The 18803-nt window shown below is 70.2% G+C and carries 16 protein-coding genes; 8 read left to right on the forward strand and 8 right to left on the reverse strand.

The window, feature by feature from the left end:
- Nucleotides 1–77 precede the first annotated feature (77 nt).
- On the reverse strand, nt 78–482 hold the full coding sequence (locus tag D7W82_RS03365) for a hypothetical protein (protein ID WP_120616931.1): 405 nt from the start codon (nt 480–482) through the stop codon (nt 78–80).
- A gap of 217 nt (nt 483–699) precedes the next feature.
- On the opposite strand from D7W82_RS03365, the gene D7W82_RS03370 reads away from it, so the two are divergent.
- Nucleotides 700–2394: a tetratricopeptide repeat protein gene (locus D7W82_RS03370; RefSeq protein ID WP_120616932.1), complete on the forward strand. Its 1695-nt coding sequence runs from the start codon at nt 700–702 to the stop codon at nt 2392–2394.
- Between the two features lie 2 nt (nt 2395–2396).
- Here the strand turns inward: D7W82_RS03370 and D7W82_RS03375 are convergent, their stop codons facing one another.
- The 4 genes from D7W82_RS03375 to D7W82_RS03390 form a co-directional block, all read right to left on the reverse strand.
- Entirely contained in the window at nt 2397–3794 is a 1398-nt protein-coding gene (locus tag D7W82_RS03375; protein WP_120616933.1) for a hypothetical protein, read from the reverse strand.
- A 22-nt stretch (nt 3795–3816) separates the two neighbouring features.
- Nucleotides 3817–5109 carry an MFS transporter gene (locus D7W82_RS03380; protein ID WP_120616934.1) on the reverse strand — a complete coding sequence of 431 codons (1293 nt, stop codon included), beginning with the start codon at nt 5107–5109 and terminating at the stop codon, nt 3817–3819.
- A gap of 12 nt (nt 5110–5121) precedes the next feature.
- Entirely contained in the window at nt 5122–5859 is a 738-nt protein-coding gene (locus tag D7W82_RS03385) for a dienelactone hydrolase family protein (RefSeq protein ID WP_120616935.1), read from the reverse strand.
- Nucleotides 5860–5988: 129 nt separating this feature from the next.
- Nucleotides 5989–6855, reverse strand: a complete 867-nt coding sequence (locus D7W82_RS03390; protein WP_120616936.1) for a hypothetical protein — start codon at nt 6853–6855, stop codon at nt 5989–5991.
- Between the two features lie 300 nt (nt 6856–7155).
- Here D7W82_RS03390 and D7W82_RS03395 point away from each other — a divergent pair, with 300 nt between their 5' ends.
- The 3 genes from D7W82_RS03395 to D7W82_RS03405 all read left to right on the forward strand — a co-directional run bounded on the left by D7W82_RS03395 (nt 7156) and on the right by D7W82_RS03405 (nt 11320).
- Complete coding sequence (locus D7W82_RS03395) at nt 7156–8271, forward strand: alpha/beta fold hydrolase (protein WP_120616937.1); 1116 nt, start codon at nt 7156–7158, stop codon at nt 8269–8271.
- 18 nt (nt 8272–8289) lie between these two features.
- Nucleotides 8290–8805, forward strand: coding sequence for a GNAT family N-acetyltransferase (locus D7W82_RS03400; RefSeq protein WP_120616938.1), 516 nt, complete (start codon nt 8290–8292; stop codon nt 8803–8805).
- Between the two features lie 103 nt (nt 8806–8908).
- Complete coding sequence (locus tag D7W82_RS03405; protein ID WP_147439212.1) at nt 8909–11320, forward strand: hypothetical protein; 2412 nt, start codon at nt 8909–8911, stop codon at nt 11318–11320.
- Between the two features lie 34 nt (nt 11321–11354).
- On the opposite strand, the gene D7W82_RS03410 is transcribed toward D7W82_RS03405, so the two are convergent.
- A complete protein-coding gene (locus D7W82_RS03410; RefSeq protein WP_120616940.1) occupies nt 11355–13757 on the reverse strand; it encodes an ABC transporter permease in 2403 nt (800 codons plus the stop codon).
- A 180-nt stretch (nt 13758–13937) separates the two neighbouring features.
- Between D7W82_RS03410 and D7W82_RS03415 the strand changes: the two genes are divergently transcribed.
- Genes D7W82_RS03415 through D7W82_RS03430 form a run of 4 tightly spaced genes read left to right on the forward strand, consistent with a single transcriptional unit; the run spans nt 13938 to nt 16446 of the window.
- Nucleotides 13938–14705, forward strand: coding sequence for a class I SAM-dependent methyltransferase (locus D7W82_RS03415; RefSeq protein WP_304988716.1), 768 nt, complete (start codon nt 13938–13940; stop codon nt 14703–14705).
- A 15-nt stretch (nt 14706–14720) separates the two neighbouring features.
- Complete coding sequence (locus tag D7W82_RS03420; protein WP_120616942.1) at nt 14721–15179, forward strand: YdeI/OmpD-associated family protein; 459 nt, start codon at nt 14721–14723, stop codon at nt 15177–15179.
- A gap of 18 nt (nt 15180–15197) precedes the next feature.
- Nucleotides 15198–15899 carry a hypothetical protein gene (locus D7W82_RS03425; protein ID WP_147439213.1) on the forward strand — a complete coding sequence of 234 codons (702 nt, stop codon included), beginning with the start codon at nt 15198–15200 and terminating at the stop codon, nt 15897–15899.
- A 43-nt stretch (nt 15900–15942) separates the two neighbouring features.
- Entirely contained in the window at nt 15943–16446 is a 504-nt protein-coding gene (locus D7W82_RS03430) for a hypothetical protein (RefSeq protein WP_120616944.1), read from the forward strand.
- On the opposite strand, the gene D7W82_RS03435 is transcribed toward D7W82_RS03430, so the two are convergent.
- Nucleotides 16413–17375 (reverse strand): bifunctional 2-polyprenyl-6-hydroxyphenol methylase/3-demethylubiquinol 3-O-methyltransferase UbiG, encoded by a 963-nt coding sequence (locus D7W82_RS03435; protein ID WP_120616945.1) that lies wholly within the window; start codon nt 17373–17375, stop codon nt 16413–16415. The two genes, D7W82_RS03430 and D7W82_RS03435, sit on opposite strands and share 34 nt — an antisense overlap.
- Before the next feature lie 140 nt (nt 17376–17515).
- On the reverse strand, nt 17516–18739 hold the full coding sequence (locus D7W82_RS03445) for an MFS transporter (RefSeq protein WP_120616946.1): 1224 nt from the start codon (nt 18737–18739) through the stop codon (nt 17516–17518).
- Between the last annotated feature and the right edge of the window lie 64 nt (nt 18740–18803).

Genomic DNA, 18803 nt, shown 5'->3' on the forward strand with positions numbered 1-18803 from the left:
CCGCGGGCCCGCCGCGATGGTCCGCGCTCGCGGCAGTGGCGGGCCCTCCCCTCCATCCCCCTCCTCGCCGTGAATTTCTAGTAGGCGCAAGCGCGGTTGTTGCACCACCCCTGCGTCGTGCCGCAGACGCAGTCCGAGTCGTCGATGCAGCGGGTGGACGGGCACGTGGGGCCGCCACCGCCGCCGCCACCGCCCGAGAGCTCGTAGGAGCAGGCGTTGCGCGTGCACGAGACAGACCGCGCGTTGGGACACGCGTTCCAGCAGTCATCCTCCGACGAGCACCGGACGGAGAAACAGATCAGCCCCGCGGCCTCCTCGGGCGTGGGCTCGGAGCTCAGGGCTTCGGAGGACTCGGTGGCGGCGCACACCGCCTGCGTGGCCATCTCCAGGGCCGGCGCGGACGGCTCCGCGAAGGCTGCGGTGGCCGCGAAGGACAGCAGGACGGCGACGCTCCAGGACAGGCTTCGGCGGGACGACGACATGGCGGCGGGCTCTTTTCTCCCAGCGAAGCCATGCGGCACTGCATGGGGATTCCTGGGAGCACCAATTTAACACGGCTGTCATAGCTGGGGCTGGTTCCGCCGGATGCGTCCCGGGCGAGGGGTTCATCGGTTGGATTGATCCCCGGCCTGGGCCCGATTGCCGCGTGCGCCAAGTCCCCCCATCGTTCCCGGGAGACCGCAGGCCGGGGGGGACCTCATGCGCGCGCAATTCCTGCTCATCCTCATCCCGTCTTTGATTGTTCCGGGGACGTATGCCGGAGCACAGGACGCCAGCTCGGCCGCGCACGGGGCGCATGGCAAGCCTTCCGCGTTGTCGAGCCTGAGCTCGCTTGCCCAGGGCGCGGTGCTCTTCGATGACCTGGGGACCTTCCAGCGGAAGGTGACGACCCGGTCGCCCGAAGCGCAGGCCTTCTTCGACCAGGGGATGCGGCTCACGTATGCCTTCAACCACGACGAGGCCGCGCGCTCGTTCGCCCGCGCCGCGCAGCTGGACCCGTCCTGCGCCAGTTGCTACTGGGGCGTCGCCCTGGTGCTCGGGCCCAACTACAACGTGCCCATGCTGCCGGACCGGGCCGCGACCGCGTGGACGGCCCTGCAAAAGGCCCAGGCGCTCGCCCCCACGGCGACTCCCACGGAGCAGGCGCTCATCGGCGCGCTGTCCCATCGCTACGGCGGGCCGGAGCCCCGCACGCCCGAAGAGATGAAGCCCTTCTCCCAGGCCTATGCCAACGCCATGCGCGACGTGGCGAAGCGCTTCCCGGATGACAACGACGTGCAGGTGCTCTTCGCCGAGTCCCTGATGAACCTCAACCCGTGGAAGCTGTGGACGCTGGAGGGCAAGGCGGAGCCGGGGACGGGAGAGATTGTCTCGCGGCTGGAGACGGTGCTCGCGCGCGCGCCGAACCATCCGGGCGCCAATCACTATTACATCCACGCCGTCGAGGCCTCGGATCACCCCGAGCGCGCGCTGGCTTCCGCGGACCGGCTGCCGGGGCTGATGCCCGGCGCGGGACACGTGGTGCACATGCCGGCGCACATCTACCAGCGGGTAGGCCGGTACGCGGATGCCTCGGAGAGCAACCGCCGCGCCGTCCAGGCGGACAACGCCTATCTGCGCAAGGTGGAGCCCATCGGGTACTACCCCATGTACCTGGCCCACAACTGGGGCTTCCTGTCGTTCTCCTCGTCCATGGAGGGGCGCGCGGGGGAGTCCATCCGCGCCGCGCGCGAGTCCGCGAAGGTCCTGCCGCCGGAGATGCTGACGGAGATGCCGGGCATGGACTTCTTCGCCTCCGAACCCCTGCTCGCGATGGTGCGCTTCGGGCACTACGACGATTTGCTCACGGAGCCCCGGCCGGATCCGAAGTACCCGGTGCTGACGGGGCTATGGCTGCACGCGCACGGGCTGGCGCTCGCGGCGAATGGGGAGTTCAAGGAGGCCCGCGCGGAGCACGCGGAGCTGGTGAAGCTGGCCGCCAGCGTTCCCGACACGATGACCGCCGGAAACAATTCGGCGAAGGACGTGCTGGACGTGGCGGCCCGCGTGCTCGACGCCTCCATCGCCGAGCGCCAGGGTTGCGCGGATGCGCTGACGCGCTGGGAGGATGCGGTGCGCGCCGCGGATCAGCTGGCCTATTCGGAGCCCAGTGACTGGTTCTACCCCGTGCGCCACTTCCAGGGCGCGGCGCTGCTGGACGCGGAGCAGTACAAGGCCGCGGAGGCCGTCTACCGCGAGGACCTGCGCCGCAACCCCGGCAACGGCTGGGCCCTCTTCGGACTCGCCCAGTCGTTGAAGGGGCAGGGGCGCACGGCCGAGGCCACCGCCGTGCAGCAGCGCTTCAAGAAGGCCTGGGCGGGCGCCGACGTCGCGCTCACCCGCACGGCCTTCTGACGTCAGAAGCGGGCCTGGAGCAGCACGTTGACGCCCACGGCGTTCGCGGGTTGGAAGACCGGCCCTGAGACGCCCGTGACGTCGTCCTCGAAAATGGTCCGGTTCGGGTCGTGCGTGTAGGAGACCTCCGCCAGCACGCCGGCCACCTTTCCCAGGTCCCAGCGCGCCGTGGCCTTCACCGTCACCACCAGCCGAGGGTCCTCGCCCGCGGGCAGGATGCTGATGAGGTTGGGCCCCTGGAACACGGCGGTGTTGTCACTGAGCAGGGGGCTCTCCGGTGAGTTCCGCAGCGAGGCGGGGCGGGTGACGCGCAGGAGCAGCCCAGGCGTCAGCCCCCAGTCCTGGAGGTGGTAGTCACTGCTCAGCGTGCCGGAGACCTCCGCGCGGGTCTCCGCGTCGCTCATGAAGGCCAGGTACGGAGGGAACCCGGGGATGTCAGCCTGGATGAACGAAAGCGTGCGGACATAGGCCAGTGCGTGCGCGCGCCAGAAGCCCTGCTTCACCCGCGCCTCCAGGGCCCCTGCGCCCCCTGTCTGCGTGCTCCGTTGAGGATAGCCGGCCTCCGGATCCACGAGCCCCTGGGACACGAGGCTGCCCTCCAACGACACTGACGCGGCGAAGCCTCCGGGGTACGTCTCCGGAAGGAAGAAGCGTTCGAAGAAGGTCGGGTCGCCCTGGTACAGCGCCAGGTCGACGTTGTTCCCAACAGGGGCGCCGTGGTGCCAGACCGCGCCCAGGGAGGCCCCCTTCACGGGGACGTGCAGCTCGACGCCCTGGTTCGCGACGGCGGGGACCTGCCCTCGATTGAGCACGGTGCCCTTGAGGGCCAGTCGCAGCTCGGGCGTGACGTCCAGGAAGCCGCCCGCGAGCAGGGCGTAACGGCGCGAGGACTCCAGCCGCAGGTCATCGGCGACGGTGGCGGACTTGAGCGCCACGAAGGCATCCCAATGCCGCCGGGACAGGCGCAGCTCCAACGCGGACTCGCTTCCCGAACGGCGGGGGAAGGCCTGCCGTTCCCAGGTGACCGGGTACGTGAAGCCCATGTACAGCCGCGACGTCGTGATGGGGTGGACCGCCACGGCGAGCCCCTCGCCGGACTCCCATCCCGAGGGCCGGTAGCGCAGCCGCACGTTGCTGCCGAAGTCCTGCAAGGCAATGCCCGTGGCGCCCGGCGTGGAGAGGAAGAACGACAGCGTGGCTTCCGCGCGCATGCCCGACGCGAGCTCCGGCGTATGGCCTTCCAGCGCCGCGTGAAAGTACGTGCCCGACCCCCCGGCGTCGATGTCCTCGTCGAGCCCCTGGAAGGACAGCCGCGCCTGGAGGGGCGGTTCGGTGGGCGTGGCTTCAGGGGCCTGTCCCAGCAGGAGCAGCAGGGGAATCGTCAGGAGAGGAGACGCCATGGGCGCGCGCGTCTAGCACGTATCAGGACGCGGTGTCCGGGACGGGGTCGATGCGGCTGTGGCGCCGCGTGTCCGGCATCACCGTGTAGACGAGCAGCGAGCAGAAGATGCAGGCCGTGACGTACCAGAAGAACCACGTCTCTTTCCCGGCCAGCTTCAGGCGCGTGCCCACGTACTCCGCGGTGCCTCCGAAGAGGGACACCGTCAGCGCGTAGGGCAGCCCCACGCCCAGGGCGCGGATGCGCGCGGGGAACAGCTCCGCCTTCACCACGGCGTTGATGGACGTGTAGCCGGAGAGGATGACCAGCGCGGCGAGCACCAGCAGGAACGCGGTGAAGGCGTCCTTTGTCCGCGTCAGCGCCGTGAGCAGCGGCACCGTGCACAGCGTGCCCAGCACGCCGAACCCCATCAGCACCGGCCTGCGCCCCACGCGGTCGGAGACGTACCCCAGCACCGGCTGGAGGAACATGTAGAGGAACAGCGAGCCCGCGGAGATGAGCGTGGCCTCGTCCCGCGTCAGTCCCACGGAGTTCACCAGGAACTTCTGCATGTAGACGGTGTACGTGTAGAAGGCCAGCGTCCCGCCCATCGTGAGCCCCACCACGACGGCGAGCTCCTTCGGGTGGCGCAAGAGCTCCCGCATGGGGTGGTGGTCGGACTTCTTCGCGGCCTCGCGGGTGAAGGCCTCCGTCTCCACCATGTTGCGGCGCATGTAGAAGCCGAAGATGGCCAGCGCCGCGCCAATGCCAAACGGGATGCGCCAGCCCCAGGCCTCCAGCTGCGGGCCCGTCAACACCAGCCGCTGCAACACCAGCAGCGTCAGCGTGGCCAGAAGCTGTCCCATGATGAGCGTGACGTACTGGAAGGAGCTGTAGAAGCCGCGGTGGCGGGAGGTGGCCACCTCGCTCAGGTAGGTGGCGCTGGTGCCGTACTCGCCGCCCAGGGAGAGCCCCTGGAGCAGCCGCGCGAGCATCAGCACCACGGGCGCCGCCACGCCGATGCGCGCGTAGGTGGGGCACACGGCGATGACCAGCGAGCCCAGGCACATCAGCGTGACGGACAACGTCAGCGCGGACCTGCGGCCCTGGAGGTCCGCGTAGAGCCCCATCAGCCAGCCGCCCACCGGCCGGATGAGGAAGCCCAGCGCGAACACCCCGGCGGTGTTGAGCTGCTGCACCAGCGGATCCGCGTCCGGGAAGAACGCCTGCGCGAAGTACAGCGAGAACGCCGAGTAGACGTAGAAGTCGTACCACTCGATGAGGTTGCCCACCGAGCCGCCGAAGATGGAGAGCAGCCGCTGCCGCAGGGGGGACATCGGGCTCAAGGCTCAGGCCTTCAGCGTGCGGCCGAACAGGTCCTCGAGCCTCTTCCAGTGCGTCTGCGCGACCTCCGCGTTGAACTGGGGCGTGCCCGGCACCGAATAGCCGTGCTGCGCGCCGGGATAGAGCTCCGAGCGGTACTTCACGCCCGCGTCCTTCAGCGCCGCCTCCAGCGTGCGGATGGCGTCCGCGGGCATGGAGTTGTCCTGGTCCGCGTGGCCGAAGTACAGCTCGGCCTTCACCTGGTTCACCAGGCGGTGGGGACTGTCAGGTGAGTCCGTGGCCAGACGGCCGCCGTGGGAGGACGCCACCGCGCCGATGCGGTCCGGGAAGTCCGCGCCCATGCGCACCGCGATGCCGCCGCTGAAGCAGTAGCCGGCCACGCCCGCCTTCGGGCCCTTCACGAAGGGCTGCCGGGCGAGGAAGTCCAACTCAGCGCCCGCGTCCAGCTTCAGCCGCTCCGGCGTCAGCGCGCCGATGAGGCCGTAGAGGCGCTTGCGGAACGCCTCGTCCGCGAAGGAGCCCTGGAGGTCCAGCTTGGAGGTGTGCCCGTCCCGGTAGAACACGTTGGGCAGCAGCACGACGTAGCCGGACTTCGACAGGCGCCGGGCCATCTCGTCGAAGACGGGGCGGATGCCAAAGGCATCCGGAATCATGATGACCGCCGGCCACGGGCCCGAGCCCTCCGGCTGGAACAGCTTCGCGTCCATCACTCCATCCGCGGTCTTGATGTCGACGTCCTGCATGGCGTGGGTGACCTCCAGCGCGGGCGGTGCATGCGCCCGGCAGGAGGGTGACACCACACGCGAGCGCGATGCGCCATCCGTTTCGCGGCGGGCCCCCACCGCCCCGCGCGAAACGGACATTTGCTTGGACTACTTGACGCAGTTGCTCCAGCCGCGCTTGCTGTTGCTGACCGTCATCTCCCAGTAGCGGGTGCCGCTGTTGTAGTCGATGGAGACGCCGTCGTTGAAGTCGCTGGTGCTGAAGTTGCCGCCGATGCCGGACAGCAGGCAGGCCACGCCGCCAGGGTTGTAGTCCAGGTTGTGCGTGAAGGTGCCCGGGTTGCCCGCGATCCACAGCCAGCCGCCCTGGGCCGTGGGGACGTCCACGCAGATGGCGCGCGCGCCGCCGGACGCGCCCAGGCTGCCGCCCAGGTACCAGTTGTAGCCGTCATTCCAGACGCGGGCGTAGTCGGAGTTGGACGTGAAGCCGCCCGCGGCCTCCACCTGCGTGAGGAAGCAGCGGCGGTCCGCGGTGACCGCGCCCAGCAGCTTCGCCGCCTGGCCCTTGTACCAGGCTGCCTCCGGGGTGCGGTTGGTGGCGGTGTTGAGGCACTGGACGCCGGTGCCCAGCGCCTTGCTGTTGGAGTGGTTGACGAAGAGCTGCCAATTGCCGGCGTACTGGTACACGCCCGCGCTGGCCCAGCTGGTGCCCTTGAGGTTGCCCTGGATGCCGGTCAGGAAGCAGGTCCGGCCCGTGGTGGTCCCGATGGCGGTGGAGGTCAGGCCGTTGTTGGAGGTTCCCCACCAGTAGGTCCCGCCCAGGGTGACAGCCTGCTCGCTCGTCGCGAGGGACGCGTCCTCGGGAGCGGCCGGGGTGGCGGTCTCGGTGACGGCCTCGCCCGGCGCGGCCTCACCCATCATGGACTCGTCCATCATGGGGTCGCCGCCACAGCCCACCGCGAAGAGGCAAAGGGGGGCCGCCAGGGACAGCTTCCGCGCGAAGTGATTCGTGTGCATGTCGCTTCTCCGTTCGTCGTTCGGGAATGCCAGCGATGCGTCCGGCTGGCCGGGGTTCGTCCCGGCCGGGTCGCCAGCGGGGAACGTGGCGGGCCATGAGCAACGGGGATGCCAGCGCCGTTTCCCTGGGGCGCGTGTCGAGGGCGGGCGCGGGGAACGGCAAGCCTTGCGCTTCCACGACGCGTGCGGGACGGCAAGGCTTGCACGGACGGCAAGAGTTGCACGGCCGGGAGGTGTGTCCGCGCGGGGCTCCTGGCAGGATCGCGCAATCAGTCTACGGAGCGGGAGGGCAAGGTGGTCATGCATCGCGAAGGCGCGGCCGTGGTCCGGATGCTGGTGGTGCTGGGCGCGCTGTGCGGTGCCGGCGCGCGGGCGGAGGTGACGCGCGCGGAGTTCCTGGTGCCGTCGGAGGAGGGCATCGAGGTGTCCGTGCGCGAGGTGAAGGACACGGGCATGCAGGTGGCCAACCTGCCGCCGCTCATCCTCCTGCACGGCGCGCGGGTGCCGGGGCGGGCCTCGTTCGATTTGCCCGTCGAGGGTGGCTCCATCGCGGAGGAGCTCGCCCGCGCGGGGCACGCGGTGTACCTCCTGGATGCGCGCGGCTATGGCGGCTCCACGCGGCCCCTGGCCATGAGCACGCCCGCGAAGGGACGGCCCCTGGTGGGCTCACATGAAGTCGTCCAGGACGTGCACGCGGTGGTGGGCTGGGTGAAGGCGCGCACGGGACAGCGCCGCGTGGGGCTGGTGGGCTGGGCCACCGGAGGTCACTGGGCGGGCATGTACGCCAGCCTCCATCCGGACAACGTCAGCCACCTGGTGATGCTCAACGCGCTGTACGCGGGCAGCGCGGAGCACAAGATGCTGGGCAAGGGCACGGACTTCGAGGACCCGAAGCGGCCGGGGCACTTCAACGCGGAGGGCATGGGCGCCTACCGGTGGAGCACGGGCGCGTCGCTGATGGCCGTGTGGGACCGGCAGCTGCCCGCGGAGGAGGAGGAGCGGGTGAAGTGGAGGGATCCGGAGGTGGCGGCGTCGTTCCAGCGCGAGGCGGTGACGAGTGATCCGCTGGGGCCGTCACGCACGCCGTTCGCCTTCCGGGCGCCGTCCGGGGCGCTGGAGGACAGCTTCTACCTGGCCACGGGCCGGCAGCTGTGGGACGGAGCGTCCATCACGGGGAAGGTGCTCATCCTGCGCGCGGAGAACGACTTCTGGAGCCGGCCGGAGGACGTCACGCGCCTCCAGGAGCACCTGAACCACGCCGCCAGCGTGAAGGCCGTGGTGCTCCCGGGCGCGACGCACTTCGTGCACCTGGAGCGGCCGGAGCGGGGCCGCCGCCTGCTCATGGACGAGCTGCTGCGCTTCACCGGCGCCCGCGTCACCCCCGCGCCGAAGCCCCCGAAGCCCGTAGCGCCGTGAGCCGCTAGACTGGTGGGGATGATTTCCATCCGGAGACTCGAACAGGCGACCCCCGAGGAGCGTGAGGCGCTGGCCGAACTGCTCATCGACTCCGTCGACGGAGGCGCGTCGGTGGGCTTCCTGCCGCCGTTCTCACGGGACGCGGCGGTGGAGTACTGGCGGGGCGTGCTCGCGGCGCTGGGGCCGGGGCTGGTGCTCTGGGTCGTGGAGGTGGACGGGCGCATCGCCGGCACCGTGCAGCTCGCGCCGTCGCTGCGTCCCAACGGCCTGCACCGCGCGGAGGTGCAGAAGCTGCTCGTGCACTCGCGGGCTCGCGGACAGGGGCTCGCGTCGCGGCTGCTCCAGGAGGTCGAAGCGTACGCGCGGAGCGCGGGGCGCACGCTGCTGGTGCTGGACACGCTGGCGGGCTCGAAGGCGGAGGCCGTCTATCAGCACTGTCAATGGCAGCGCGCCGGAGAGATTCCAGACTGGGCGCGGCACACCGACGGTGAGCTGCACCCCACGGTCCTCTTCTTCAAGCGCCTTACGCCCTGACGCTCTCTGCTCCTTCAGGGATGATAGGGATAGCGCCCTCACCGGCGCTTCTCGCCGCCTTGGAGGAGGGACTAAGCTGCGCGGACCTGCCCCGGGAGGAACAATGCCAAAACGCTCCGGTAAGCGCGTGGTGCGCTACGTCGCCATCCGGTACGGCGTGCTCGACCCCCGGGCCAATCCCTACACGGTCCGCACGGTCACCCTGGACCTTGGCGATTGTCTCGGCGCCAAACGCCCCATCCGCGTAGACCCCCAGCGCGTGAAGCAGGAGGTCTGGAACAACGTCATCTTCCGCTCCGTCACCCGGGATGCCTACGACTTCATCCTGGTGAAGGTTCCCGCCGCGTGCGTGAACGCCGTGCTGAAGAACGGGGTGGAGCTCAACGGCCAGCGCTTCCGGGTGGACCTCATGTCCGGCTCCCTGTTCAAGCCGGATGACCATAATTTCCGCACGCTCATCGGCATCCCAGACGAGGCGAGACAATTCTTCGCGAACCTGCTGGGCTTCGAGGAGTCCGTCTACTACGCGTCGCGGGCACTCTTCGCCCGGCACCTCACGGGGGTCCGGGGCAACATCCGGGGCCGCGCCTATCCTCTCTCGGACGAGCACCCGCCCGTCATCGAGCTGACCCATCGCACCAGCGGCCAGAAGCTGTCCCTCATGGTCCATGACGGCTGGGGCTATGTCCGGGGCTCGGTCGCGCAGGACATGGAGAGCCAGCTCTCCCAGTGCAAGCGGCGCCACAAGCCGGGCGGCAACTCGAACTACCAGATGTTCCAGTGGTTCAAGGACGAGCGGCCCGAGGTGGTCTCCGAGCTGGTCTCCTCCGCGAACCGCCACCTGTCACCTTTCCTATCGAGCAAGGTGCGATACAGCGCCCTCACGACAGGCCGTCCCACGATGCAGCTCGGCGTGGCGATGCCCACCCCCGGGCGGTGCGTGGTGTTTCCCTCCGGCCAGGAGCGCTTCGAGGCCGCGGCCCAGGGTGGGCTCATCCTCTCGCGCTCACCGGCGGACAAGCCGAACTGCCATCCGGTCCACTGGGATGACGTCGAGACCGTGGGGCCCGCCTCGGACTTCCTCGCCCAGATGGAGTGCCTCCAGTACACGTGGACGGGCTTCGACCGGGGCCACCTGACGTTCTTCAAGGGCATGCTGGGCATCATCCCCGAGGCGTGGTGGCCCGCCGAGTGGGAGAGCCGCAGCGTCATCGTCTGCGCCAAGGATCGCAAGCTCGACGAGCGCTGGACCACCGAGGAGCAACGCGACGAGGCCCATGCGCTCCAGGAGGACTTCCTGCTCGAAGACAGCAGCCTGGTGGCGGTGGACTGGTTCGAGGCGGGGGAGGCCATCGGCGTGCCGTATGACATCCAGTCGTGGCTCGGCGGCGACTACGACGGCGACGAAGTCCAGGTGTTCTTCGAGAAGTACAACCCGCGCCTCTTCCAGCAGGTCGTCGATGAGTTCGACCGCGAGGCGCTCAACCCCAAGCTCGCCAAGCGCTTCAGCCATGCGCCCGGCCGCACGCGCCGGGGGCGGCTGCTGGCCATGACATCGAAGAACACCGGGTTGTGGTCGGTGATCGCCGCCACGGTGAATGCATTGACGGAGACGCAGCGAGGGATGCTGGCCACCTCCCTGGGGTTCACGGGGGAGAACGCCGAGGCCGAGCTCTGGGCGACCATCGAGCGGGGCATCAAGGTCGGGACCGACAGCTACAAGACCTCGGAGGATGTGAGGACCTGGGAGGCGCGCGCGCGCCAATATCAGGAGGTCCTCCGCAAGCAGTTCGGCACGAGCCGGTTGCCCTACAGCAAGGCCCTGCGCGGGCTCCTCGAACAGACGGCCCAGCCGGTGCTCACCGATCCGGAATGGCGCGGCGTCTACTTCCAGTGCATCAACACCTACCCGCTGCCGCTCCTCAAGGGCGCCCTGGCCTTGCGCGGCGTGCCCGCGAGGGTGTTGGGGCATGTGCTTCATCGGCTGCTCCCGGCGGAGCAAAGGACTCCCGAGGCCCTCCAGGGCTTCTTCGAGCAATGGCTCCGCGAGCGCTCCCTTTCCACGGAGGAGGCCCACCGGATCGCCACCAGCCGCGAGGTCCAGGAGATGTTCGCCACGCTCCTCAAGGACTTCGCCCAGGCGGAGGCAGGGCCGGTGAAGAACCGCTCCGCGTATGTGCCACGGCCCTCGACACGAGGCCCCCTGGGCTGGAGCAGCCACCTGCGAAACGTCCACGGCTACATGCCCAAGACCCAAGGGGTGCTCGGCGTGCTGGACGTCCTGTTCCTGATGGCGGACTCCGGGGAGGAAGGAGGCCCCGCCTCGTTCTGGCAGGCGTATCAGCTTTTCGTCCGGGACCACCCGCAGCACCGCTACATGCTGTCCCCGGTGGACGTGATTCGCTGGAAGAAGGGCATCTCCCCCACGGGGCTGTACATCGTGGCGGGCCGCGAGGAATGGGCCGAGTACGAGCGCTTCAAGCAACAGCACCCCGAGTTCGAGTACTCGCACTGAGCAGTTCCAAGGCCTACCGGCACAGTTTGTCGGCTCAGTCCGCCCGGAGCACGACCGCGGGGGGCACGTGCGCGGCCCTTCGTGCTGGCAACAGGGCCGCGAGGAACGCCACCGCGCCGAGCACCGCCACCACCAATCCATACGTGAGCGGATCCGTGGGACGCACGCCGTTTAGCAGGTGCGACAGCGCGCGGCTGGCTCCCCATGCGAGCCCCAGCCCCAACACCAACCCCACCGCCGTGAGCCGCAGGTAGTGGCTCAACACCATGCCCATCAGCTGGCCCGCACGCGCCCCCAATGCCATGCGGATGCCCAGCTCGCGCGTGCGCTGGCTCACCGTGTACGCCAGCACGCCGTACAGCCCCACGCCCGCCAGCGTCAGCGCGAGCACCGCCATGGCCGTGAGCAGGCCGCCCATCACCCGCGTGCGGCCCAGGCTCTCCTCCACCACCGCCTCCAGGTCGCGCACCTGGACGAGCGGCAGGTCTGGATCCACCGCGCGAAGCTGTTCGCGCAGCGCGGGCAGCAGCGCCTGCGCGTCCCGGGTAGCGCGCACGGCGAGGACCATGAACAGGCCCTCGAATTGATCCATGGGCAGGTACACCTCCGCGCGCGGCTCCTCCGCGAGGCTCGCGTGGTGCACGTCGCCTACGACGCCCACCACCTCCCGGAACGGCTCGCCGTCGAGCGTCAGCCGTGCGCGCTGGCCCAACGCGGAGCCCTTCGACAGGAAGCGCCGCGCGAAGGTCTCGTTGACCACCATCACCGGCGCCGCGCCCGCGCCATCCGCGGCGCTCACGTCGCGGCCCTCCTTCAGCGGGATGCGCAGCGTGGAGAAGTAGCCGTCGCTCACCGCGCGGAAGTTCACGGGCTCGCGCGCCTGGGCCTCGTGCCCGGTTTCACCTGGCAGCACCACCGCGCTGAAGCCGTTGCGGTTCCACAGCGGCAGCGTGCTGGCCAGTCCCGCCGCCTGCACCGCCGGCAACGCCCGCACCCGCGCCAGCAGCTCCGCGCTCACCTGCCGCCGTCGGGTGTCATCCCGCCCGTAGGCCTCGCGGGGGAAGGACAGGTCCATCGCGCTGACGCCTCGCGGGTCGAAGCCCGGCGTCACCGCGTGCAGCGCATGGAGCGTGCGCAGCATCAGCCCCGCGCCCACCAGCGGCACGAGCGCCAGCGCGACCTGCGCCACCACCAGCACGGCCCGCGCCCGCATGGGCCCGGTCGCGCCCTTCCCTCCGCGAAGCCCCCCGAGCGCCCCCTTCGCCTCCGCGCGGGAGGCGCGCAGCGCGGGCACCAGGCCGAAGAGGACGCTGGTCGTCAGGGACAGGCCCGCCGCGATGGCGAGCACGTGCGGCTCCAGCCGGAGCTCCTCCGGCGACACGACCTCCACGGGGACGAACACGCGCAGGAGGTCCATGCCCCACAGCGCCAGCAGCAGGCCCACCGCGCCGCCCATCAGGGCCAGCACCGCGCTTTCCACCAGGAACTGCCGCACCAGCTGTCCCCGGTCCGCGCCCAGCGCCGCGCGCACCGCCACCTCGCGCTCCCGGGCACTGGCGCGCGCGAGCAGCAGGTTCGCCACGTTGGCGCACGCCACGCACAGCACCAGCGCCATCACTCCGGCCAGCAGCCACAGCTGCTCGCGCGAGCGCTCCACCACCTGTTCATGCAACGGCACCAGCCGCACCCCGGGGGCTGCTTCATTCCCGCCCATCGTGGCGGCCCAGGCGCGTGAGTGTTCCTCCAGCTCCGCGCGGGCGCGCTCCAGTTGGACACCCGGCCGCAGCCGGCCCACGCCACGCAGGTAGAGCTCCTCCGAAGCCTGCCCCGGGCGCGCGGGTGGCAGGGGCTTCCACAGGTCCACTCCCGGCCAGAAGCGGAACGACGCGGGCAGCACGCCCTGGACGACGTGGGGCGCGCCATCCAGCGTGAGCGTCTGGCCCACCACGTCCGCGCGCCCACCGAAGTGGTTCCTCCAGAAGGCGTGAGACACGAGCACGGCCTGGTCGCGCCCTGGCCCCTGGGACTCCGGTCCGAAGTCCTGTCCACGCTCGGGCCGCACGCCCAGCAGTGACAGCAGGCCCGGGGTCGCGAGCCCCGCGCGCACCCGCTGCGCCGCGCCCGTTCCGGTCAGCGTCTGGTCCATGGCGGTGACGCCCTCGATGGCCTGGAACGCGCCCGGGCGCTCGCGCCACGCCTGGAGGTACGAGTACGCCACACCGCCCCGCTCACGCTGCGGCGTGGATTGGTAGAGGCGCAGCAGCTCCTGGGGTTCGGGGTACGACAGGGGCTTGAGCAGCACCTGGTACACGAGGCTGAAGACCGCGGTGGTGGCTCCGATGGCGAGCGCGAGCGTGGCCACCACGACCGAGGTGAACACGGGCTCGCGGCGCATCCGGCGCAGCGACAGGCGGACGTCTTGGAAGAGCTGGGACATGAGGTCGGTCCGGGGCGGCTGCAACTCTAGCGCCACGGCGGCTCAGCGGCTCCGAGGGCCCGGGGGCGGACGCGCGGTGTCCGCTCGTGGCACGTGGCGTCCCGCAAGCGGACAGCGGCCTTCTTTTCGGAGGGCAGGCGCGGGCGCCGGCGATATGGATCGCCCATGCGAAATGCACTGATGGCGGCATCGTTCCTGGTCCTCGCGGGCTGTTCCCACTCGACGCCCACGGCTCCGGCGTCCTCCCCCCAGGCGCAGGCGGCGTCCGTGTCCGCGCAGGCGCTGGTGGACTCGCCGGACCGCACGGAGGCGGACCGCAAGCTGGACGCGGGCCGGCATCCGGCCGCCATCCTGGAGTTCGTGGGCGTGAAGCCCGGCATGCACGTGGCGGAGCTGATGGCGGGTGGCGGCTACACCACGGAGCTGCTGGCGCGCGCGGTGGGGCCCGAGGGCAAGGTGTACGGCGAGAACCCCCAGGTCGTGCTGGAGAGGTTCGCGGCGACGCCGTGGCAGGAGCGGCTGGCGCGGCCGGTGAACCAACACGTGGTGCGCCTGGACCGCGAGCTGGACGCGCCCTTCCCGCCCGAGCTGAACGGCACGCTGGACGCGGTGGTGAGCCACATCATCTACCACGACACGGGGTGGCTGGGCGTGGACCGGGCGAAGATGAACGCGGCGGTGTTCCAGGCGCTCAAGCCGGGCGGCGTGTACGTCATCCTCGACTCCAGCGCGAAGCCGGGCACGGGCATCACGGAAGGCCAGACGCTGCACCGCATCGACGAGCAGCTGGTACGTGACGAGGTGCAGGCCGCGGGCTTCCAGTTCCAGGAGGAGCGCAACACCTGGCGCAACCCGGAGGACACGCGCGACTGGAGCTCCAGCCCGGGCGCCGCGGGCGAGCGCCGGGGCACGAGCGACCGGTTCGCGCTGAAGTTCGTCAAGCCGTAGGACGGGGACACGCTCATGGCCGTGCGCAAATTCAAGGCGAAGCTCGAAGTGGCCAACGACGTGGGAGGCCGCTTCGTGCGCTGTCCGTTCGACAGCAAGGAGGCCTACGGCGAGGCACGGCCCCCCGTGGTGGGCACCGTCAACGGGCAGCCCTTCCGGAGCCGGTTGATGGTGTACGGCGGCGTCACCTACCTGGGCTTCACCCAGGAGGTGCGCGAGGCCGCGGGCGTCGAGGACGGCGCGATGCTGAGCATCACGCTGGAGCGGGACACGGCACCTCGGGAGATCGAGGTGCCGGAGGACCTCCAGCGCGCGCTGGACGCGGAGCCCGCGCTGCGGGACGTGTTCACGAACCTGGCGTTCACGCACCGCAAGGAGTTCGTGAAGGCACTCACCGAAGCGAAGAAAGAGGAGACCCGCGCCCGCCGCCTCGCGCAGACGCTGGAGAAGCTGCGCGCCAAGGTGGCAAAGTAGCGTCGGAGGCACACAGGCATGGTCCCCAGGTGGCTTCGACTGGAAGAGGAAACGACCCTGTGGCGGGCAGTGCCCATCGGGGCGCTGCTGCTGCTCCTGGTCGCGGTGGTTTCCCTCACCCCGTTTCCCCAAGCGCTGCTGGGTTACAGGCGCAGCCCGCTCGCGGCCGCGGCGGGGCTGTCCTTCGTCCTGGCCATCGCGGCCATCCTGTCGCGGGCACTCAAGCCGAGCCGGCTGCTGTCGGTGCTCTCATGGCTCCTGGCCGTACCGGTGTTCCTCTTGATGCTCCTGGTCGCGGTGGTGGCCATCGGCCCGTTTGCCCTGGCGCTGCTGGATTACCCGCTCGGGATCGTGGCGGGGCTGTTCTTCGCCCTGGCCGTCCTGGAGATCTTGTCACGGGCGTCCAAGCCAAGCCGGCGGTTGTCGGTGCTCGCACTGCTCCTGGCCGCACCGGTGTGCTACTTCTTCTCTGGCACGGCATACCAACTGCGCGGGCTGTACCGGCTTCATGCCGTGGCGGACGAAGCCTGCCGCGCCGCTCGCGAGAATGCCCAGCCGACGTCCGATGACGCCTTCGCGCATGCCGTCCGGCTAGCGAAGCTGTCGCCCTCACAGAGCGCTTCCATGGTGCTGAGCTGCAACAGCCAGTTCGATCGGGTCTACATCACCAATGGCTTCGACCCGGTGTGGGGGATCTCCGACGACGGGGTCCTGCACTGAGCCCCCGATGGAACGCCAGGGGAATGAAGTAGCATCCGCCCCGATGAGTGCTCCCCGTCCAGCGCCTTCCGCCCACGCCCAGTCCCAACAGAAGACACGCCGCCTGGCCTGTGGTGCGTCGGCCCTGCTCTTCGTGCTCGCGTGTGCGACGCCCGCGATGACGGTGTTCAACACGAACCAGCGCGCCGAGGAACAGATGTGGGGCCTGCCGCTGCTGCTCGTCGGTTGGCTGGGCGTGTTCACCCTGCAGTTCGGCTGGTTCGCGAACCCCCTGCTGTGCCTGGCCTTCGTCCTGCTTCTCGTGGGTGAGGACCGCAAGGCGCTCTGGGTCGGCGTCGCGGCGTGCGTCCTCGGGCTGTCGTCGCTCTCCTGGTACGTGGACCCCATCCCCGCGGATGAAAGCGGCGGGGACCGCTACCTGGAGCTGCTCTACCCCTCCATTGGCTTCATCTTCTGGCTGGGCAGCATGCTGGTGATCCCTCTCACTGCCCATCATCTCGCGCAGCCCGAGGCTCAGGCGTCTTCGTCACCCGAACCGAAGGCCTGACCTCTCACCGCCGTGAGCAGCAGGTCGTACTTGCCACCCAGGAACGTGCGGAAGCCGTGCTGGTGCAGGTAGCGGCGGTAGAAGGACAGGTCCTTCACCAGCAGCGACAGGTCCGGCTCGCGCAGGTTGCGCACGCGCGCGCCGTACACGACCTCTCCGTCGCGGAAGCGTGAGTTGGGGAAGCCCAGCACCAGCGAGGCCTTGGGCTCCAGGTGCTCCTGCACCAGCTTGCGCAAGAGCGCCCGGTCATCCACGCCCGGGCTCTGCAACGTGCCCACCGACACCACCACGTCGAAGCGGCCCAGGTCCGCGGGCAGCGCGTTCAGGTCCGCCTGAATGAACGCATGGCGAGGATCCGGAAACGCCGCGCGTGCCTCCAACAGTGCGCTCGCGCTGTGGTCCACGCCGACGAAGCGGATGCCCTCCAGCTCCGCGAACGCGGCCAGCTCATCGCCCCGGTTGACGCCCAGGTCCAGGAGCCTCGCGCCAGGAGGCAGCGCCAGCCGCCCCACCGCCTCCAGCCAGGGCAGCAGGAAGCCCGCGTCCTCGAACTTCCGCACGCGCGCGAAGTCGGACGCGGCGCCATAGCGCTCCTGCGGCGCCTCCGGCCGAGCCCCGCCTCCTGCGTGCCACGAGGCCTCCGACCCCAGCGGCTCGAACGTGAGCCGCACGTGCGTCGCGTCCACCCCGCGAGGCGTGCGCAGACGGCACGACAGCCCCTCCGCCAGGTCGCACCAACTGCGCAGCGGCCGGTGCACGAGCCCACCCTCCACGCGCTCGCCGGGATAGCGCCCGTGCCCCAGGTCCGGATCCGGCACATCGATGGAAACGGGCCCGGACGGCAGCAACGTCTCCAGATGGCGCAGCACCTGGATCAACGGCTCGGCATGGAAGCGGCGTGGGCTTTCGGCGGAGGGGCGCGACGACATGCGCCGCACCCTACTCCGCGTGGCGACGACCCGGAGGCCATCGTGGACGCGGCCGTCGCGGGCATGGGGCTGGCGTGGCTGCCCTGCTGGCTCACCCAGGACGCCGTGCGCGACAAGAAGCGGCTGGATGCCCGGCTCCGTCAAGTGACGGAAGGCGACGCGGAGGCCCGCCGCGCCTGGACCTGCTCCCACACGAACGCGATGACCAGGAACCCGCCGCCCACCGCGCACACGCCCCGCCAGCCCGCGTGGTCCCACGAGATGGCGGAGAGCGCGGAACCGCAGGCTCCGCCCACGAAGTAGAACATCTTGTAGAGCGTGTTGAGGCGCGTCTGCGCGGTCGGGTGCAGGCGGTACAGCTCCGTCTGGTTGGACACCGTGGCGGCCTGCGCCCCCAGGTCCAGCAGCACCACGCCCGCGATGAGCCCGGCCCACAGCGTGCCGAAGAGTGCGAACACCCCGAAGGCCGCCAGCATCGTGACGATGCACGCACGGACGATGCGCCGCGCGCCAATGCGCTGCGCGTGCCGCCCCGTGACGTTCGCGGCGAGCGCCCCCACCGTCCCGATGAGCCCGAACATGCCCGCGGTGCCCGGCCCCTGGTGGTACGCGTCACTGCTCAGGAAGAACGCCAGCGACGCCCAGAACGCGGAGAGCGCCGCGTACATCAGGGCGCCCGTGAGCGCGATGGCCCGCAGCCCCGGCACGTCCCGCTGCAGCGTCCACAGCGACTGAAGGAGGCGCGGATACGTCAGCCGCGTCGAGGACTCGTAGCGAGGCAGTCCTAGCCGCAGCGTCATCGCCAGCCCCACCATCGTCGCGCCGGCCGCGAAGTACACCCCGCGCCAGCCCAGGTGCGTCGCCACGAAGCCGCTGATCGTGCGGGAGATGAGCACGCCCACCAGCGCGGCGCTGAGCACCACGCCCAGGTTCCTCCCCCGCTCCTCGGGCGAGCTGAGCGCCGCGACGAAGGGGATGAGGATCTGCACCAGCACGGACGTCAGCCCAATGGCCACGCAGGCAACCAGGAACAGGGGAAACGTGGGCGCCAGGCCCGCCGCGAAGAGCGCCGCCGCCGCGAGCCCCAGCATCGTCACCAGCAGGCCGCGCTTCTCCAGCACGTCACCCAGCGGCGTCAGGAGCACCAATCCGGCCACGTAGCCCAGCTGCGACATCATCGGCACGGAGCCCACGGCGGAGGCGGAGAGGCCAAAGGTCCGCGCGATGACGCCCAGGAGCGGCTGGCTGTAATAGACGTTGCCCACCGCGAGCACCGTCGCCGTCGTCATCGTCCACAGCAGCCGGCGGTCCATCGGCGCGGCGTGGGGCATGGCGGTGTGGAGCACGGCGGAGGAGGTCTCCATGCGACATGCCTAGCGCTCCCCCACTCTTACTTCCAATATATCCTGGGTCTGGAATCCAGACCTG

Source organism: Corallococcus sp. CA049B, from assembly GCF_003611685.1.
Taxonomy (GTDB): Bacteria; Myxococcota; Myxococcia; order Myxococcales; family Myxococcaceae; genus Corallococcus; species Corallococcus coralloides.

What these genes read in the sequence shown, in the direction of transcription:
- D7W82_RS03425 (WP_147439213.1), top strand. Translation starts at nt 15,198, where the DNA reads ATGGTCCCCAGGTGGCTTCGACTGGAAGAGGAAACGACCCTGTGGCGG.
- D7W82_RS03415 (WP_304988716.1), top strand. Translation starts at nt 13,938, where the DNA reads ATGGCGGCATCGTTCCTGGTCCTCGCGGGCTGTTCCCACTCGACGCCC.
- D7W82_RS03430 (WP_120616944.1), top strand. Translation starts at nt 15,943, where the DNA reads ATGAGTGCTCCCCGTCCAGCGCCTTCCGCCCACGCCCAGTCCCAACAG.
- D7W82_RS03410 (WP_120616940.1), bottom strand. Translation starts at nt 13,757, where the DNA reads ATGTCCCAGCTCTTCCAAGACGTCCGCCTGTCGCTGCGCCGGATGCGC.
- D7W82_RS03435 (WP_120616945.1), bottom strand. Translation starts at nt 17,375, where the DNA reads ATGTCGTCGCGCCCCTCCGCCGAAAGCCCACGCCGCTTCCATGCCGAG.
- D7W82_RS03380 (WP_120616934.1), bottom strand. Translation starts at nt 5,109, where the DNA reads ATGTCCCCCCTGCGGCAGCGGCTGCTCTCCATCTTCGGCGGCTCGGTG.
- D7W82_RS03375 (WP_120616933.1), bottom strand. Translation starts at nt 3,794, where the DNA reads ATGGCGTCTCCTCTCCTGACGATTCCCCTGCTGCTCCTGCTGGGACAG.
- D7W82_RS03420 (WP_120616942.1), top strand. Translation starts at nt 14,721, where the DNA reads ATGGCCGTGCGCAAATTCAAGGCGAAGCTCGAAGTGGCCAACGACGTG.
- D7W82_RS03395 (WP_120616937.1), top strand. Translation starts at nt 7,156, where the DNA reads ATGCATCGCGAAGGCGCGGCCGTGGTCCGGATGCTGGTGGTGCTGGGC.
- D7W82_RS03390 (WP_120616936.1), bottom strand. Translation starts at nt 6,855, where the DNA reads ATGCACACGAATCACTTCGCGCGGAAGCTGTCCCTGGCGGCCCCCCTT.
- D7W82_RS03365 (WP_120616931.1), bottom strand. Translation starts at nt 482, where the DNA reads ATGTCGTCGTCCCGCCGAAGCCTGTCCTGGAGCGTCGCCGTCCTGCTG.
- D7W82_RS03400 (WP_120616938.1), top strand. Translation starts at nt 8,290, where the DNA reads ATGATTTCCATCCGGAGACTCGAACAGGCGACCCCCGAGGAGCGTGAG.
- D7W82_RS03370 (WP_120616932.1), top strand. Translation starts at nt 700, where the DNA reads ATGCGCGCGCAATTCCTGCTCATCCTCATCCCGTCTTTGATTGTTCCG.
- D7W82_RS03445 (WP_120616946.1), bottom strand. Translation starts at nt 18,739, where the DNA reads ATGGAGACCTCCTCCGCCGTGCTCCACACCGCCATGCCCCACGCCGCG.
- D7W82_RS03385 (WP_120616935.1), bottom strand. Translation starts at nt 5,859, where the DNA reads ATGCAGGACGTCGACATCAAGACCGCGGATGGAGTGATGGACGCGAAG.
- D7W82_RS03405 (WP_147439212.1), top strand. Translation starts at nt 8,909, where the DNA reads ATGCCAAAACGCTCCGGTAAGCGCGTGGTGCGCTACGTCGCCATCCGG.